Source organism: Reinekea forsetii (genome assembly GCF_002795845.1).
In the GTDB taxonomy this organism is placed as follows: domain Bacteria; phylum Pseudomonadota; class Gammaproteobacteria; order Pseudomonadales; family Natronospirillaceae; genus Reinekea; species Reinekea forsetii.
Genome location: NZ_CP011797.1, coordinates 213,706 through 229,858, shown reverse-complemented (window position 1 = coordinate 229,858; position 16,153 = coordinate 213,706). Strand labels below are relative to the sequence as shown.

Annotated in this window: 14 protein-coding genes; 2 read left to right on the top strand and 12 right to left on the bottom strand. The window is 52.0% G+C overall.

Going from position 1 to position 16,153, the window contains the following annotated elements; genetic code table 11:
* Positions 1-215 precede the first annotated feature (215 nt).
* Positions 216-407 (top strand): PA3496 family putative envelope integrity protein, encoded by a 192-nt coding sequence (locus REIFOR_RS01155; RefSeq protein ID WP_100255819.1) that lies wholly within the window; start codon positions 216-218, stop codon positions 405-407.
* Positions 408-720: 313 nt separating this feature from the next.
* Here REIFOR_RS01155 and REIFOR_RS01150 read toward each other — a convergent pair whose 3' ends face one another.
* Entirely contained in the window at positions 721-1,266 is a 546-nt protein-coding gene (locus REIFOR_RS01150; RefSeq protein WP_100255818.1) for a gamma carbonic anhydrase family protein, read from the bottom strand.
* A gap of 80 nt (positions 1,267-1,346) precedes the next feature.
* Here REIFOR_RS01150 and REIFOR_RS01145 point away from each other — a divergent pair, with 80 nt between their 5' ends.
* Positions 1,347-2,876 carry a Ppx/GppA phosphatase family protein gene (locus tag REIFOR_RS01145; RefSeq protein WP_100255817.1) on the top strand — a complete coding sequence of 510 codons (1,530 nt, stop codon included), beginning with the start codon at positions 1,347-1,349 and terminating at the stop codon, positions 2,874-2,876.
* On the opposite strand, the gene ppk1 is transcribed toward REIFOR_RS01145, so the two are convergent.
* From ppk1 to REIFOR_RS01095, 11 genes are all read right to left on the bottom strand, one after another.
* The gene (gene ppk1, locus REIFOR_RS01140) at positions 2,877-4,955 is read right to left on the bottom strand and encodes a polyphosphate kinase 1 (RefSeq protein WP_100255816.1); all 2,079 of its coding nucleotides are present in this window, start codon (positions 4,953-4,955) and stop codon (positions 2,877-2,879) included. It lies immediately after the preceding gene.
* A 176-nt stretch (positions 4,956-5,131) separates the two neighbouring features.
* Positions 5,132-6,391, bottom strand: coding sequence for a maltose ABC transporter permease MalG (gene malG, locus REIFOR_RS01135; protein ID WP_227003730.1), 1,260 nt, complete (start codon positions 6,389-6,391; stop codon positions 5,132-5,134).
* Between the two features lie 19 nt (positions 6,392-6,410).
* On the bottom strand, positions 6,411-7,982 hold the full coding sequence (gene malF / locus REIFOR_RS01130; protein ID WP_100255815.1) for a maltose ABC transporter permease MalF: 1,572 nt from the start codon (positions 7,980-7,982) through the stop codon (positions 6,411-6,413).
* A 303-nt stretch (positions 7,983-8,285) separates the two neighbouring features.
* Positions 8,286-9,467: a maltose/maltodextrin ABC transporter substrate-binding protein MalE gene (malE, locus tag REIFOR_RS01125; RefSeq protein ID WP_227003729.1), complete on the bottom strand. Its 1,182-nt coding sequence runs from the start codon at positions 9,465-9,467 to the stop codon at positions 8,286-8,288.
* 328 nt (positions 9,468-9,795) lie between these two features.
* The gene (locus REIFOR_RS16825; protein ID WP_158524256.1) at positions 9,796-9,972 is read right to left on the bottom strand and encodes a hypothetical protein; all 177 of its coding nucleotides are present in this window, start codon (positions 9,970-9,972) and stop codon (positions 9,796-9,798) included.
* A 211-nt stretch (positions 9,973-10,183) separates the two neighbouring features.
* On the bottom strand, positions 10,184-11,941 hold the full coding sequence (locus REIFOR_RS01120; protein WP_100255814.1) for a methyl-accepting chemotaxis protein: 1,758 nt from the start codon (positions 11,939-11,941) through the stop codon (positions 10,184-10,186).
* Positions 11,942-12,115: 174 nt separating this feature from the next.
* A complete protein-coding gene (locus REIFOR_RS01115; RefSeq protein ID WP_145980202.1) occupies positions 12,116-12,562 on the bottom strand; it encodes a hypothetical protein in 447 nt (148 codons plus the stop codon).
* 22 nt (positions 12,563-12,584) lie between these two features.
* On the bottom strand, positions 12,585-13,814 hold the full coding sequence (serA, locus tag REIFOR_RS01110) for a phosphoglycerate dehydrogenase (protein WP_100255812.1): 1,230 nt from the start codon (positions 13,812-13,814) through the stop codon (positions 12,585-12,587).
* A gap of 105 nt (positions 13,815-13,919) precedes the next feature.
* Positions 13,920-14,915 (bottom strand): glutathione S-transferase family protein, encoded by a 996-nt coding sequence (locus tag REIFOR_RS01105; protein ID WP_100255811.1) that lies wholly within the window; start codon positions 14,913-14,915, stop codon positions 13,920-13,922.
* 25 nt (positions 14,916-14,940) lie between these two features.
* The gene (locus REIFOR_RS01100) at positions 14,941-15,537 is read right to left on the bottom strand and encodes an FMN-dependent NADH-azoreductase (RefSeq protein ID WP_100255810.1); all 597 of its coding nucleotides are present in this window, start codon (positions 15,535-15,537) and stop codon (positions 14,941-14,943) included.
* 188 nt (positions 15,538-15,725) lie between these two features.
* Positions 15,726-16,136, bottom strand: a complete 411-nt coding sequence (locus REIFOR_RS01095; RefSeq protein ID WP_100255809.1) for a c-type cytochrome — start codon at positions 16,134-16,136, stop codon at positions 15,726-15,728.
* Positions 16,137-16,153 lie beyond the last annotated feature (17 nt).

Sequence of the window (16,153 nt, the reverse complement as noted above, 5' to 3'; positions counted from 1 at the left end):
TCTGCAGATGGCCATTTTGGGCATTATTCTTGCTTAATTCAGACCTGAAACTAAAGCCTATTACAATATGTAACCAATGTGGCCGCACTCCTTCGATGCATTTCACAGAAATGAAATAGGAAACGAATAGACTGATCCGCGAATCGCAAGCTGATTCTTGATCAACGCACAGCGGACATATACCAGCTGCCGTTACCATGAGGGAATTACTATCTATGACTAGCAACCTTTTTAAACTAGAGCTCTCCAACATTGAAGATTCAGGGCTGCACAAGCCAGCAGATGGCAGTGCAAATAAGCGTAATGACAATCACCGACGTTTAGCGGCACGACGCGCGATTGAAGATCACTTAGAGCAGCAGCGTTTGCGAAACGAACATCAAGACGCCGATTTGGAAGTCTATTAGGCGGTCGCCTCTGTCTAAGTCGGGCAAAAAGACGCCACCTCGGCCGCTCTATCTGAGGGCTGGCTTGGATAGCTAATACCCAAAATGGTGCATGAAAACCGGCGATTTCCAGTTCGATACCTACCCGACTGGGTAACAGCCACTGTACGAGAAATTGTTACCTTGGGTAACTTCTTCAGCTATGACACTGGCATCTGACCGTCAGAGTAATGACCGGTGATGGTTGTGATCACTGGCGCTTGAGGTAATCCCTAGCGAAGGCTGTTCAACGCTGCGCGCACAACCGACCGGCCCGCCCACGATACCCCCTAGGTTACGACTCACCAAGCCCCTCGCTGATATATTGATCCTTTAATTTAACGTAATTACCGGCCGTGTATCGGAAGTAGTCCAGTTCGGCATCGCTTAAGGCGCGCGCCGCGGCCGCGGGACTGCCCTTATAGAGAAAGCCGGACACCAAGACCTTGCCCGGGGGCACCAAGGCGCCGGCGGCCAAGATAACCCGATCTTCAATCTGGGCACCGTCCAGAACAGTCGCACCGATGCCGATCAGAACTTCATTACCAATGCTGCAGCCATGCAGGCAGGCCTGATGCCCGATGGTCACATCATTGCCGATGGTCAATGGAAAGCCTTCGGGGTGGTAGGCACTGGCATGGGTGATGTGCAACACCGCGCCGTCCTGTACCGACGTCCGTTGACCGACCTGAATGCGCTGCATATCGCCACGAATTACGGCCCCGGGCCAGACTGAGCAGTCGTTGCCGAGGGTGACATCGCCGAGCACATAACCGGCCGGACTGATAAACACGCGCTCGCCCAACTGCGGCTGTTTGCCAGAAAAGGTATGTATCGTCAAAGCAGGCTCCTGAATTGTTTAGGTGATAGACTGGTCAGTTAGAAGGGTTTCACGGTTTAAGTCAATTTAAGAGTAGCGTGATGTTGAAAATTTCTGGTTTCTGGCGAAATCGCGATGAAGAGTTTGCCGCTATCGATCTGGGCTCGAACTCCTTTCATATGATCATTGCGAAGGTATCAAACGGTCAATTGACGATCATCGATCGCCTGAAGGAATCCGTTCTACTGGGTTATGGCCTCGACGAAGACAATGCCCTGGACGATATTTCGCAACAACGGGCGCTCGATTGCTTGGGCCGTTTTCAGCAACGCATTGCCCATTTGCCGTCAGCCCGAGTCCGGGCCGTCGGCACCCGGACCCTGCGTTTGGCAGTCAATGCGGCGCCCTTTTTGGTGCGAGCCGAACAGACTCTAGGGGTCGGTATTCATATCGTCTCCGGTGCCGAGGAGGCGCGTCTGGTCTATCAGGGTGTTGCCTTTGGTATTGAGGACGACCACCTAACCCGACTGGTGATCGACATAGGCGGTGGCAGTACCGAATTAATCGTCGGCCAAGATTTTATGCCTTCGACGCTGGAATCCCTGGGCATGGGTTGTGTCTCGATCACCAAACGTTTTTTTGCCCACGGCGAAATCAACAAGGCCGCCATTAAGGCCGCCGAGATCTATTGCCTACAGAAGATTGAACCATTCGAGAATATGTTTCGCCAGCAAACATGGCAACGCGCCATTGGTTGTTCCGGTACCATTAAAACCATCGCCAGCATCCTCGACCAGAAGAGCGGCCACCCGGCCATTACCCCCGACGGCTTAAAATGGCTGATAAAACATTGCCTCGAGGCGAAGACGATCGAGGCCTTGAACCTGCCCGGCCTGAGCAATGACCGTAAGCCGGTCTTCATGGGCGGCCTGATCGTGCTCCGCGCCTGCATGCAGGCGCTTAAGTTGAATACACTGGAAGCCTCGCCTTGGGCGTTGCGCGAAGGGGTGCTCTTTGATTTACTCGGCTACGACAGCATCTCGGATATGCGGGAGAGATCGGTGACCGAACTGGCCAAACGTTTTCATACCGATGCGATCCACGCCCAACGCACCCAGCGGATTGCGCTCCAGCTGTTCAAACAGGTTCAAGCAAAAATGGCTCTCGATGACCGCTGGCTGGACTACTTGAGCTGGGCTTGCCTACTGCAAGAAGTGGGTCTGGACATCAACCACGACCAGTTCCATGTGCACGGCGGCTATATTATCGAACACAGCCACCTGGCCGGCTTTGGCTATGATGAACAAAATCGTCTCGCCTACCTAGTGCGCAATCAACGCAAGAAGCCGGATTGGTCGATACTCGACAAGTTGCCCAAGGAGGATGTCGCCGCCTTTGTCGTGGTGCTGCAAATATTTCGCTTGGCCTGCATCCTAACTCGGGCCCGCAATGAGTTCCAAGACATCGGCTGGTCGATCAGTGTTGAGCACGGCGCATTGGTGTTTAACGCCCCTCCAGCCTGGTGGGAAGCACAACCGTTGGCAGCGGCGGGCTTAGCCGCCGAGGCCAACCTAATGAAGAAGGGCCCGGGGGCCTTGACCCTGACTCACCCGATCGGACTGAGCGACTAGCTATTGCGTTGCCTGCGCTAAGAGCGTCATTTGCGCTGATAAGGCTTCAACGCCGTCCTCCGGCAATACCTTCTGGTAGCTGCCGTCGCTGCTCAGTTGCCAAGCTTGGGCCGTATCGCGCAGGTACAGTTCTAGGTCCTCAATCACCTTCTCGCGAATTTTCTTCAATAACAGTGGGAAGCCGGTTTCGACCCGATGAAACATATTACGGGTCATCCAGTCGGCGCTGGCCAATATCACCTCGGGTTCGCCTGCGTTGTGGAAACAAAACACCCGAGTATGCTCGAGAAAACGACCGACCACCGAGCGCACCCTGATATTCTCAGATACCCCAGGCAAGCCTGGAGTGACCTGGCAAACGCCGCGCACAATCAAATCGATCTGCACGCCGGCTTGACTTGCTTGGTAAAGCTTTTGCACCAGAACATCCTCAGACAATGAATTCATCTTGGCGATGATTCGAGCCGGCTTGCCGTCTCGGGCGTTTTGAGTCTCACGTTCGATGTAGCGCACCAAGGTCTTATGCAACGAAAACGGCGCTTGCAGTACTCGGTCCAGTTTCGACATTCGACCCAAGCTGGTTAGCTGTAGGAAGATCCGATTGACGTCATCACCAATCTGCTTATTGTTGGTCATCAGACCATAGTCAGTGTAGATGGTCGCTGTTTTGGGATGATAGTTGCCGGTACCCATATGAACATAGTGACACAATCGATTGCCTTCCTTGCGCGCCACCATCAACAGCTTGGCATGGGTCTTATAGCCAAAAACACCGTAGACCACATGGATACCATATTCCTGCAGTCGGGTGGCCAAAGCCACGTTGGCTTCCTCATCGAAGCGCGCCAGGAGCTCGATGACAACAGTCACTTCCTTGCCGGCCTTAGCGGCCGCTACTAACGCGTCGACAATGATCGACTTGGAGCCCGTACGGTAAAGGGTCTGTTTTATCGTTAGAACCCGAGGGTCTTTCGCCGCCTGCCGGATCAGATCGACCACGGGCAAAAAAGAGTCGAAGGGGTGATGCAAGAGAATATCCGATTTACTGATCGCATCAAAAACATTGCCCTTACGTTTAAGCAGCTTTGGGTAGTTCGCTTCAAAGGGTGGATACATCAGATCTGGGCGCCCGACCATATCAATCAGCCCTACTAAACGATTGAGGTTGACCGGACCATTGACCCGGTACATGTCGGGGCTCTTGATTTCAAATTGTTTGGAAAGAAACGCCACCATCTGGTCGGGACTGTTTTCGGCTATCTCCAGTCGCACCTCATCGCCAAACTGCCGATAGATCAGTTCCCCTTCAATGGCACGACGCAGATCTTCGGTTTCTTCTTCATCGACAAACAGCTCAGAGTTGCGCGTCACCCGAAACTGGTAACAGCCCTTAACGGTCATACCGAAGAAAATTTCATCCATAAAAAAGTGGATGATCGATGAGGTGAAAACAAAGTGGTTAGCCGACTCTTCTCCCGGCACCTCTAGGCGCACCAGGTTGGGCGAGGATCGCGGGCATTGCACGATCGCCTGACCGCTGTTGCGGCCAAAGGCATCCTTACCCTGCAAGAACACCATAAAGTTCAATGACTTATTCAGGATGCGTGGAAAGGGGTGGGCCGGATCGAGCCCAATCGGGCTGAGCAGCGGCAAAATCTCTTGATGAAAATACTCATGCAACCAAGCAATTTGAGTTTGGCTCCAGTTTTCCCGCTTCACTACGACTATTTCGGCCTCAGCCAGCAGGGGCAGCAGCGTCTCATTAAGGATTCGGTACTGATCCTGCACCAGAACATGGGAATGGACGGCAATTTTTTCCAATTGCTGCTCCGGGGTCTGACCGTCTGCACCAGGCAAGGTCATACCGGCCTCATTACGCTCTTTTAAACCACCCACCCGGACTTCGAAAAACTCATCGAGGTTCGTGCTCGAGATACAGAGGAAGCGAAGGCGCTCCAGCAGCGGAATCTGACTGTCTTCCGCCTGCGCCATGACCCGGCGATGAAACTCCAGCAGCGACAATTCACGATTTAAAAAGTGCTCTGGGCCAATCAGCAGGTTCTCAATGGGTTCGGACATCAGACTTCCTCGTTTAAGTGCCACTAGCTTACCCGATCTATCACTGAATTTTAGGTCATTTATCCACTCATCCCGATTTATTTGCATAATGGCCTTGCCAACCATACCCAGCTTTATAATTCTTTCAGCCAAAAAAAGCCCGCACGCGGCGGGCTTTAGCAACAGCGGCTACTAGACTAGCCTTTGACGCCCCCGGATGTGAGCCCGCTGACTAAGAATTTTTGACAGATCAAGAAGACGATGGTGATTGGGATGCCGGCCAGAACCGCCGCTGCAGCGAAGTCACCCCAGAGTGCATTTTGTGCCTGTATATACTGTTGCGCTCCGACTGCCAAGGTCATCTTATTCAGATCGGATATCAGGATAGACGCTAATGGATATTCATTGACGATGCCGATAAAGGTCAGAATAAAGACCACCGCCAATATGGGCACGCTGAGGGGCAGCAATATCTTATAGAAGGTTTGCCAAGGGGTTGCGCCGTCGATCCAGGCCGACTCTTCCATCGCCGCATCGATGGTGTCGAAGTACCCGATGATCATGAAAATATTCAAAGCCATCGAGCCCATATAACCGATGATCAGCGCCGAATGCGAGTTCAGTTCCATCAAGCCAATAAAACTGCCTAACTTCTCAAAGATCAGATAGAGCGCGGTTAAAAATAAGGTATTGGGAAACATCTGAATAACCAACAAGGACTTCAACATCGGTCCCTTGCCGGTAAAACCCAACCGGCCAAAGGCATAGGCGCTGGTCGTTGACAAGAGCAGTACCAGAGTTGCCGTGATCACGGCAACCTTAACGGTATTCATCAACCAACTCAGGACTGGAAAAACCGGCTTCGAGACATAGGCACCACCATATTGCAGCGTGGTTCGGGTAGCCCCAGGGGGCTTGGCATAGACGGTCAGCTCACTGCTCACGCTCCCGGCCGGATCCAGAAACAGGACATCCGCCCCATAGCGACTGCGCTGACCGGGCAGGTCGAGAACGATCTGCTGACGGCCGATCAGACCGTCTGGGTCGGACCCGCTGAGCGCCACCTTGTCGCCCACTTCATTTAAATACGCAATGGCCATGTAGGACTGGATCGGGAAGTCTTCTTCACTGAAGCTGGTGTTGGCCCTTAGGGTCCAAGATCCGTCGGCATTAAACGCCACGTCGCCAATACCATTGTTGAAGTTCACCTGATCGACGCCGTCGAGATCCTTTTTCAGTGGGTTCATGCCGGTATAGTTTTGCTCTAGAGCAAGAGCCCAATGCTCCAAGGTCGGATCGGATGGAATCAGAAAATTCTGCGGATCGACCAGGGTATGGCCGGTCCGAAAAGATATCGACACCACGTAGGCCAATGGATAGATCACGAAAAATAAAAAAGTGATCAAGAAAATATGTACGCCCCAGATACGAGCGGTAAAGGATGTTGATTTAACCATGCTGCACTCTCCGCTGGAGTTATTTTCGGCCGACTTCTATTCTGGCCGCTTTAAGATAGATCACCGCCATAATGCCAACCATTAGAAAGATGAAGGTCGAGATGGTGGCACCCAGGGCGAAATCCTGAGTATCCCCCATAAAGGCCAAGCGGAAAGCATAGTTCACCAGCAAATCCGTTTCGCCCGCCTGTGGGTTGGAACCGATGATAATTGGGTCACCGCGCGTAAGCAGTTGGATCAGGACAAAATTATTAAAATTAAAGGTAAAGGATGCGATTAACAACGGCAGCATCGGCCGGGTAACCAGCGGCAGGGTAATGCGAAAGAAATTATTGAGTGGCCCAGAACCTTCCAAGCTGGAGGCCTCATAGAGGTCCTTCGGAATGGACTGGAGCATGCCCAAGCTGAGAATGAACATGTAGGGATAACCCATAAATAGATTCGCGATCAAAATCATCAGGCGCGAAAAATGGGGGTCGGAATTCCAATCTGGGGCGATGTTGAACAGGACATCGAGCACATAGTTTATTTGTCCAAGATTTTGATTAAAGAGTGCCTTGAAGATCATGATCAAAATAAAGCCCGGCACGGCATAGGGTAAAATCAGCAAAACTTGATAGAGGCCGCGAATCTTAATCGGCTCCCATTGCACAAAGCTTGCGATGGTCATACCAATAAAGAAGGTCGCGATCACGGTGAAAATAGAAAAGAACATTGTCCAGGTGAAGATTTGTAGAAAGGGACCAAACATCCCCTTGTCGGTCAGGATGCGCTTATAGTTATCGAATCCGACATTGACCTGAAATCCTGGCGTGACGTATTCACCCGACGCGTCGACAAAGAACCCCTGGTTCAAGTCGGCGCGCAATCGGCTGCCATCAAGTTGATTGACCAGAACAGCGGTGTCATCCGCTGCGACCCGCCATAAGGAATATTTCTCACCATATTCTCGTATTTTCGATTTCACCAATAGCGTGCCATTTGGCAATTCCAACTGAATGTTCGCTAACTGGTTGAGCTGTGCAAAGAATGTCTTGTCAGGCGCTATAGGTAAGTTGGGTACGCCATCGCTGGGCACCAATTTTACCACAATCATCTCGGTATGGGTCATGGGCAACGATTGTTCGCTGACATACAGGGCGCCGTTTGCATCTTCTAGCATCAACTGGGTATTGTCACCATCCATCAAGAGGGTCAGCGGGTAATCATGAGACCCCTCGGCGACATAGGCTTGCTGCAGAAAATAGGCCTTTGATTGGGCGAAGGATAGCAGGTGTAGGTTCGACTTGTTGGTAAAGGTTAACCCCAAGGTATACATGATAGGAAAAATAACAAAGACAAACACACCAACCAAACCGGGAAAAACATAGCGCCAAACATAGGCTTTTTCAGATAGAAAAACAAAGCCAAAGGTCGCGGTAAATACCAGCACAAAGGTGCCATAAAGAATTTCATTTTTGGCATACATCGTTAGGGTGACATAGAGGAAAAATACCGAGAGCAGGGTAACGACAATATATTGCGTCCATACCTTCCATCTTTCCAGTGCGGCAGCTTCCGGCACCATCGGGATGGCATTTATATTTGCCATATAGAGACCTCATTTTCAAGCGTGCAAAGTTTAGTTAAGAAAGAAACCTATCGGCAAGTTGCTTTGTTAAGTCAAACTGACATGGTTCTCATCGATATAATTTTAATGGGAAGTTTTTCGGAATGTTCAATAGTGGCTGGTCACTCACCTAGGATTACAGCTGCGCCTGAACTGTAGTTCAAATAAAAAAGCTCGTTCGGAAAAGTTGCAAAAAAAAACGCTTATCGCTAGCAACAGTGCATAAGCGCTTATCTGCAAGGTAGTCACCGGCAAGACCGGCCACCACCCTATGCTTGTGGTGCCTTACTTCACGATGCGAGCTGCTGCATCGTCAAGCGCTTCCACAACCGTTTGACGACCCTGAGTGATGGCAGTCAAGGCTGGGCCCATATTGCTCCAAAAGGCACCCATTTCTGGGATGTTTGGCATGGGTTCACCGGCTTGCCATACTTTGTAGGCGTCGGCTAAGGTGCCACTTTCTTTTGCCAAAGATTTCATAAACTTCTTATGAGTGACGGCACCCAAAGCACGATCGTCATTGACCATCTTCAGGCCATCTTCGGTCAGCAGATAGGCTTCCAACAATTCCACCGCCAATTCTTTGTTCGGCGTAGAAGCGTTCACCGCCGCAGATAAGATACCGGTAAAGCCCTTAGGTGTGCCTTTGCCAATCTTTGGATAGGCTCCCAGAATCATATCGATGCCGGCTTTCTCGTAATCCGCCCAAGCCCATGGACCGTTAATGACGCAGGCCACTTCACCGGCCTTAAAGGCGGCGTCGAATACACCGTAATCAACACCCTCAGCCATAATACCCGAGTCGATTAGATCTTTGATCATGGCCGCGCCAGCTTTTGTACCGTCGTTGGCCATACCCGTAACTTTCGGATTGTAAACGCCGGCAACATTCTCAAACGCAAAGCCCCCTTCGGCGGTCAGGAAGCCATAGGTGAAGTAAGTATTATTGTAGTCCCACATCAGCGACTGCTTACCCTGCTCGGCTAAACCGGGCGCGGCGGCCTTAACATCTGCAATACTCTTGAAGGGCTTGCTAACGATGTCAGCGTTACAAATTTGCGTTGGACCTTCGACGGCGATGGGGTAACCAAAGATCTGACCGTTATAACTGACCGCACCCCAGAACGAGTCATCCAGTGCTTTCTTAACAGCGCTACTCGGTACAACCGGCGTGATCAGACCCGATTTAGCCCAATCACCAAAGCGGTCATGCGCCCAGATAAAGATGTCTGGCCCTTTTCCAATAGATGCTTCCTGTTGGAATTTTTCGGTGACAGAATCAGGTGTTTCGACCTTTACCGCGACGCCTGTTTCCTCGGCAAATTTATCACCCACGGCTTGCAAGCCATTGTAGCCTTTGTCAGCATTGATCCAAACCAATAGGCTACCTTCATCCCAAGCCATCGCCTGAGAACCCATAGTCGCTCCGGCGATAGCCAATGCGGTAACAAGTGTTTTTTTCATCATAATATCTATTCCTTTACTTTTTGTTGTAGTCGAGAATCACCTCATAACGGGGGATAAATTAACCGCTTCCGAGCTTTCGCAGAAGGCCTCTTTGCTTAGTATTAAGTAAAATCCACCTAATCAAACCTCTGCCCATTAGGGTGTGCTTTTGATATTAAAAGGATGACTTAGCGTCTAGGTGGAATATTTTTATTGGATTAAATCTAAATAATATTCTTCATTTTGACTTTACCAACCCCCTTAGCGTCGACGCTTGAGGGCTTATCGAATGTAGGCGGCGGTGGCCGAAAAACGGCGAGCCGAAGCTCCTACTCCATTTTGAAGATAGTTAATCATCTCGCAACAGGGTGTAGTGGGCCTGCATACGAAAGGCGATTAAAAAACCCAGCAGGGCGCCAAGCACACAAATAACAGCATCTCGCAGGATGCCGGCATCGATAAAAACCATGGCTGCACCCAACATAACAACAGCTATTATGATGATCAAAAGAAACAGCCACTTCATAACAATCCCCCTTTGGATTGGTCAGTTAATCATTAATAAACTCTCTCGCCTTTTTAGTGTAGACCTTGCCAGGAACCTTGCCATGGCGGACCTTCTCTTTTAGCCGATTAATCGTTCGGTGCTGTTGTAGGTCTGAAGATGTTTTTTATCGGCGCCAACCTATGCCTGCTCTGCGTTAGTCCTAACGAAACACAGACTTCCTGCAAGGTTATTACTTAGTCAAAAAGGTATCCACTAGGCCCTTGAGTTGTTCACTAATATCGCGCAAGGCTTCAGCGGCCTCTTCACGTGCCACGGCATTGGCCGACAGGTCGTTAACCTGGCCCGAAATGCGATTGATGGAGGCGTCGATGCTGCCCGCCACTTCCGACTGTTCTGATGAGGCCTGAGCAATTTGACTGTTTAACTCATTAATTTGGTCCACGGCCTTGGCGACCTCTGCCATAGTGTTGGCGGCCTCGTGGATTTTTTGCATATTATCCAGGCCGCTAATCTTGCTTTTTTCAATTTCGGCAACCGCAGATTTGGCACCGTCCTGCAGCTTGCCCACGGTCTCCTGTATTTCGATGGTTGACTGATGGGTGCGTCGGGCTAGATTGCGCACCTCATCGGCCACCACGGCAAAACCGCGCCCCTGCTCACCGGCCCGGGCGGCTTCAATGGCGGCATTTAAGGCCAGCAGGTTGGTCTGTTCAGAGATCCCACGAATAACGTCCAGTACACTGCCAATGTCATCGGTGTTGTTGGCCAGGCTGGCGATAACCTTTGATGCGGACGAGACCCCTTGCGAGAGTTCATCGAGGCTGCGGACACTATTTTCCATCGTTTGACGGCCGAGCTCGGCGGTCTGCCGGGCACTCTGGGCCAGCTCGGAGGCGACATCGGTATTCTGTTTAATATTGGCAGCCGCTGCAGACATCTCCGTGGTCGCAGCTGCGACCATGTCGGTTTCATTCTGTTGCGCGCGCACACTGACCGAGAGGTCACCGCTGGCATCCCGAGCGGTATTGGCGATCGCCATCAACTCACCCGCGCTATCAGACATGCGACTGATGGTGCCCTGAAATTTGTCCATCATGGCGTCAAATGCTTGGGCAATTGAACCGAGTTCGTCGCGGCGCAAATATTGTGTGCGCAAGGTGACATTATTGGTCGATTCTATATTCTGAATAACTTGAGTCAGGCGCTGAATTGGGATCAATACACCACGCAAAAACACCAGGCCCAGAAGGCTACCAATCAGCAATGCCCCGGCCGTGATACTGATGGCCATAATCGATGAGGAGTCCACTTGACCGCGGATATTTTCGCCAGCACTGGCTACCGAATCGCTGGCGGATGCAAAATCCAAAGCGTCCGCGACGATCTGATCCATCGAGTCGGTCTGTTGCTGCTGGTACTCGTTGCGCAAAGACTCCAAAATGGCGAGAATTTTATCGGCCTGGTCCTTAGCGCCATCGCCCATCGATTTTCCCATCGATACCGAATTGGTTTCGAACATCTTAAACATCCGTTCGGCATAGAGTTTAAAGGTTTCAATTTCCTCGCGTGCTTGGTCGAATCGAGTCTTGTTCTTTGGGTCCTTTTTTTCCAGGTTGGCTAATTGGCTTTGCAGTTTGGTTTCGATGCGGCGGCCCGACTCAACCGATTGAATAATCAAGGTAAGGGCACCTTGGAAATACCAGTAGTTCATTTCATTGACCAGGTTAATGGTCTCGGCAATGGTGGCCACTCGGTCGATGACTTCCTGCTGCACCAGAATAGAACTCTCTTGCCTTGATACCAATGTTCTCTGGGTGGAAATCAGTCCGGACTGAGCATCAACTTGCTCATTGATGGAGCGAATTTTTAAAACAATAAAGCTATTGGCCACCAGCATTAAAAGTATGATTGTGGAAATCAACGCAATGGTACGGATACGAATTGAAAAACCCTTTTGCGGCCGAACTAAACTTTTGGGCGTAGCCATTGAACATCTCCAACCAGGACTCTCTGTATCGCTTAAGTCTAGCAGTGCAAAAAAAAACTGCTGTCCCACGCAAGGCTGTGCCCTAAGGCAAATGGGGAGTGCATTCGACTCACGCTAAGCAGGCAGTTGGAAGGCAAGAGGGGAGACACACAGGCCAGCGGATGGCCAGGAAAGTTAGCGCAGCGGCACGGTGGCCAATGTCTGGGTGCGTACGTCCATGACGGTCATCGGCAGGCCCACCATGAGCCACAGAGTGCCGGTCGGACTGGCCCGCGAACGGACTACCCGAGCCATGTCGGCGAGGGCATCTAAGAGGAATTCATTGGCGGCCAGTTGACTGGCCTCGGATTGGTACCAAGCCTGGGACCAACTATCGGCCCAGAACGTGATCTGCTCGGTCAGCGTGCGGTTAATGCGCTCGCTGACCGATTCGGCACTGGGTTCGGAAGCCAAGAGAACAGTCACCGGAAAATCGGTGATATTCGGATCACAAATAAAGGCCGGTGCCGGGGTTCGCGGACTGTCGGCAAAGGCACAGCGGCTCATCTCGGTGTCAATCGCCCGGTTACTGCAAGCTGACAGAACCAACAGGCTGACCAGGGACAGGGTTGCCGAGCGCATCACCATGGCTGGCCTAAGTGGCCTAGAACAACACACGGGCACGGATGGTACCCTTAACCTGCAGCACCTTTTCCAGCGCTACTTCCGAACAGTCTTGGGCAACATCGATCACCACATACCCGATATTGTCCGAGGTGCGCAGATATTGGCCCATGATATTGATCCGGTTTTCAGAAAACACCTGGTTAATTTCCGACAGCACGCCGGGAATATTTTGGTGAATATGCAGTATGCGATGCGCATTTGGATGCGCCGGCAAGGCGACTTCGGGGAAGTTAACGGCCGATAAGGAGGTACCTGTATCGGAGTAGCTGGCGAGTTTCTCCGCCACCTCGATGCCGATATTGAATTGCGCTTCCTGGGTGGAGCCGCCAATGTGCGGGGTCAAAATCACATTGTCGAAGGCGCGCAAGGGCGATTGAAATTCCTCATCATTGGTACGCGGTTCCAGCGGGAACACATCGATCGCGGCACCGAGTACGGTCTTGGCGCGCAAGGCCGCAGCTAAGGCATCGATATCGACTACCGTACCGCGCGCGGCATTGATAAAAACACTGCCCTGCTTCATGGCGGCAAACTGGGCCTCGCCCATCATCCACTTGGTGGACGCCGTTTCCGGTACGTGCAAGGTGACCACATCGGCCAGTCCTAACAAGTCATTCAGCGAGCCGACCTGTCGGGCATTGCCGAGCGGAAGCTTGGTAATGGTGTCGTAGAAAACAACTTCCATGCCCATGCTTTCGGCCATAATGCCCAATTGGGTGCCAATGCTGCCGTAACCAACGATGCCCAGAGTTTTACCGCGAATTTCATAGCTGTTGGTGGCAGATTTCAACCAGCCCCCCTGGTGGCATGCGGCGTTGCGTTCGGGGATACCGCGCAGCAGTAAGATCGATTCGGCTAGCACCAGTTCGGCAACCGAGCGCGTATTCGAGAAGGGTGCATTAAACACCGCAATGCCGCGCTCCGAGGCCGCAGCCAGGTCGACCTGGTTGGTACCGATACAAAAACAACCCACCGCCACCAGCCGCTCTGCGGCGGCAAACACTTCGGCGGTGAGCTGAGTTCGGGAGCGTATCCCGATAAAATGGACATCCTTGACACGCTCGAGTAACTCCGCCTCGGGCAAGGAGCCCTTAACGTTGTCAATATTGGTATAACCAGCTCGGGTCAAGGAATCAAGTGCACTCTGGTGTACACCCTCTAACAACAGGATTCGGATTTTGCTTTTATCAAGTGACGTTCGGTTCATTGGTAGGCTCTAAGCAGTTCATTTCGCGGGGCCCATCCTACCACAGGCCCTAGGTGGATTTGTCACCAATTTTGCAATGCTGTTGTTTAGTTTATGGTACGCGGTTCACCCAAAGGAACGGGCTCGATCGTGACCTGCGGAAAAATCCTGCACCGGACCCAAGGGCACGATACCGTCCGGGTTAATCGAACGGTGGCTGAAGTAGTAGTGCCGTTTGATATGGGTCAGATCCACGGTTTCCGCCACACCCGGAACTTGAAACAACTCACGCACGTAATTGCTCAGATTGGGGTAGTCGGCAATGCGCTTATTGTTGCACTTAAAGTGCCCAACATAGACCGCATCGAAGCGAATCAGGGTGGTAAAAAGGCGCCAATCAGCTAGGCTGATCTGCTCGCCCGCCAAGTAACGCTGCCCAGACAGGCGCTGTTCGAGCCATTCCAGGGTCTCAAAGAGCTCGCCGAACGATTCTTCGTAGGCCGCTTGGGTGGTCGCAAAACCGACCTTATAAACGCCATTATTGACGCCCTGATAGACCCGGTCATTGACGCTGTCAATATCCGCCCTGGCGGCTTCAGGGTAATAGTCAAGCGGATTACCTGTAAGATCATTAAAGGCCGAATTGAACATCTGGATAATATCGGCACTTTCGTTGCTGACGATGGTCTCGGTCTGGGTATCCCAAAGCACCGGCACGGTGACTCGGCCAGAATAGTTGGGCTCAGCTCGGGTGTAGAGTTCATGGTAGCAGCGGGCACCAAAGAGCCGATCGCCCACCTGCGCCGGGCTGTCCAGCTCTGGGCCGCTGAACATCCAGCCCTCGTCCAACATATCGGCGTGTACGACGGATATGCCAATATGTTCGGTCAAGCCTTTTAGCGCACGCAAAATCATTGTCCGATGCGCCCAGGGGCAGGCCAGCGAGACATAGAGATGGTAGCGGCCACTGGTCGCCGCGAAGCCGCCATCACCGGTTGGTCCTGGCGCGCCATCGGGTGTCACCCAGTGGCGGAATTGCGCGTTGGAACGGACAAACTTGCCGCCTTGACTCTTGGTGTCATACCACTGATCAACCCATTGTCCATCGACAAGTAAACCCATATTTCGTTCCTCTCTTTAATGAAAATCAGACCAGTGCGGTCAGATTTTTGGTAAAACGTTGCAATGATTCCGTCTTAGCGTCGTCACCCATGGCGAGACCTTCGGCATAGACAATACGCACATCGTGCAAGCCGAGAAAGCCCAGGACCGTCTTTATAAAGGGTGTTTGCGAATCGGACGGCTTACCTTCATGCATGCCACCGCGAGCGGCTGCTATATAAACCGGCCGATCGGCTAACAGACCGACCGGGCCGGTGGCCGTGTAATTAAAGGTCAAACCGGCGCGACAGATCAGGTCGATCCAGCTTTTTAATTGGGCAGGAATTCCGAAGTTATACATCGGCACGCCTATGATCAGGATGTCGGCATTCTTTACTTCATCAACCAGCTGGCTCGACAGGCTCGCCAAAGCGGCCTGGGCTTCGCTTTGTTCCGCCGCCGGAGTGGATAAGGCCACAGCCAACTCGGCATCAAAATACGGCAGAGGTTGAGCAGTCAGGTCACGATGCGTCAGTTCGGCGTCCGGATGAAGCTGCTTCATCTGGGTGGCGATCTGCGCGACCAATTTAGTTGAGTTGGAATTATCGCCGAAAATGCCGGATTGGATAGCTAGAATTTTCATGTCAGTTTTGTCTCAGAGCTGATTATTTGCCCATAATAACCGGCCCCAAGATTCAGGATAGCGGGCATAACTGACCGACTCATTCAGGAAATATGAAGGCAACTGGCCAAGATAGCGTCTTGTTCACATCCGAGCAGACACAAAAAAGGAGAGCAACGCTCTCCTTTTGATCGACCTGGGCCCAGGCCTTACTGGACTAGCGCGACCATATGATCGATGGCGGCCTTAACTTCGTCATCACTGAGGCTGCTGTTGCCACCCTTGGCCGGCATCGCATTGATACCCATGATGGCGTTGTTGTACAGGGTGTCCATGCCCTTGGCAATGCGCGGTGCCCAAGCGGCAACGTCACCCAATTTAGGTGCATTTAAGGCACCCGTAGTGTGGCAGGCAGCACAGGCACTGGAGTAAACCTGGTCACCGCTTTGCGGCCCAGCACTTGCGGTCACTGCGGCGACTGCCGTGGTGCATGGCTCGCCTTCGATGCAAACATGACCCGCCGGCAGCAACCGTTCGGTCACTTGTTCTACATAGCTTTGGCTGTCAGCGACAGCCCAACCCATGGTCAGGGTTGCGATTAATACGAGCAGTTTTTTCATGAGTTTATCCGGTCCAT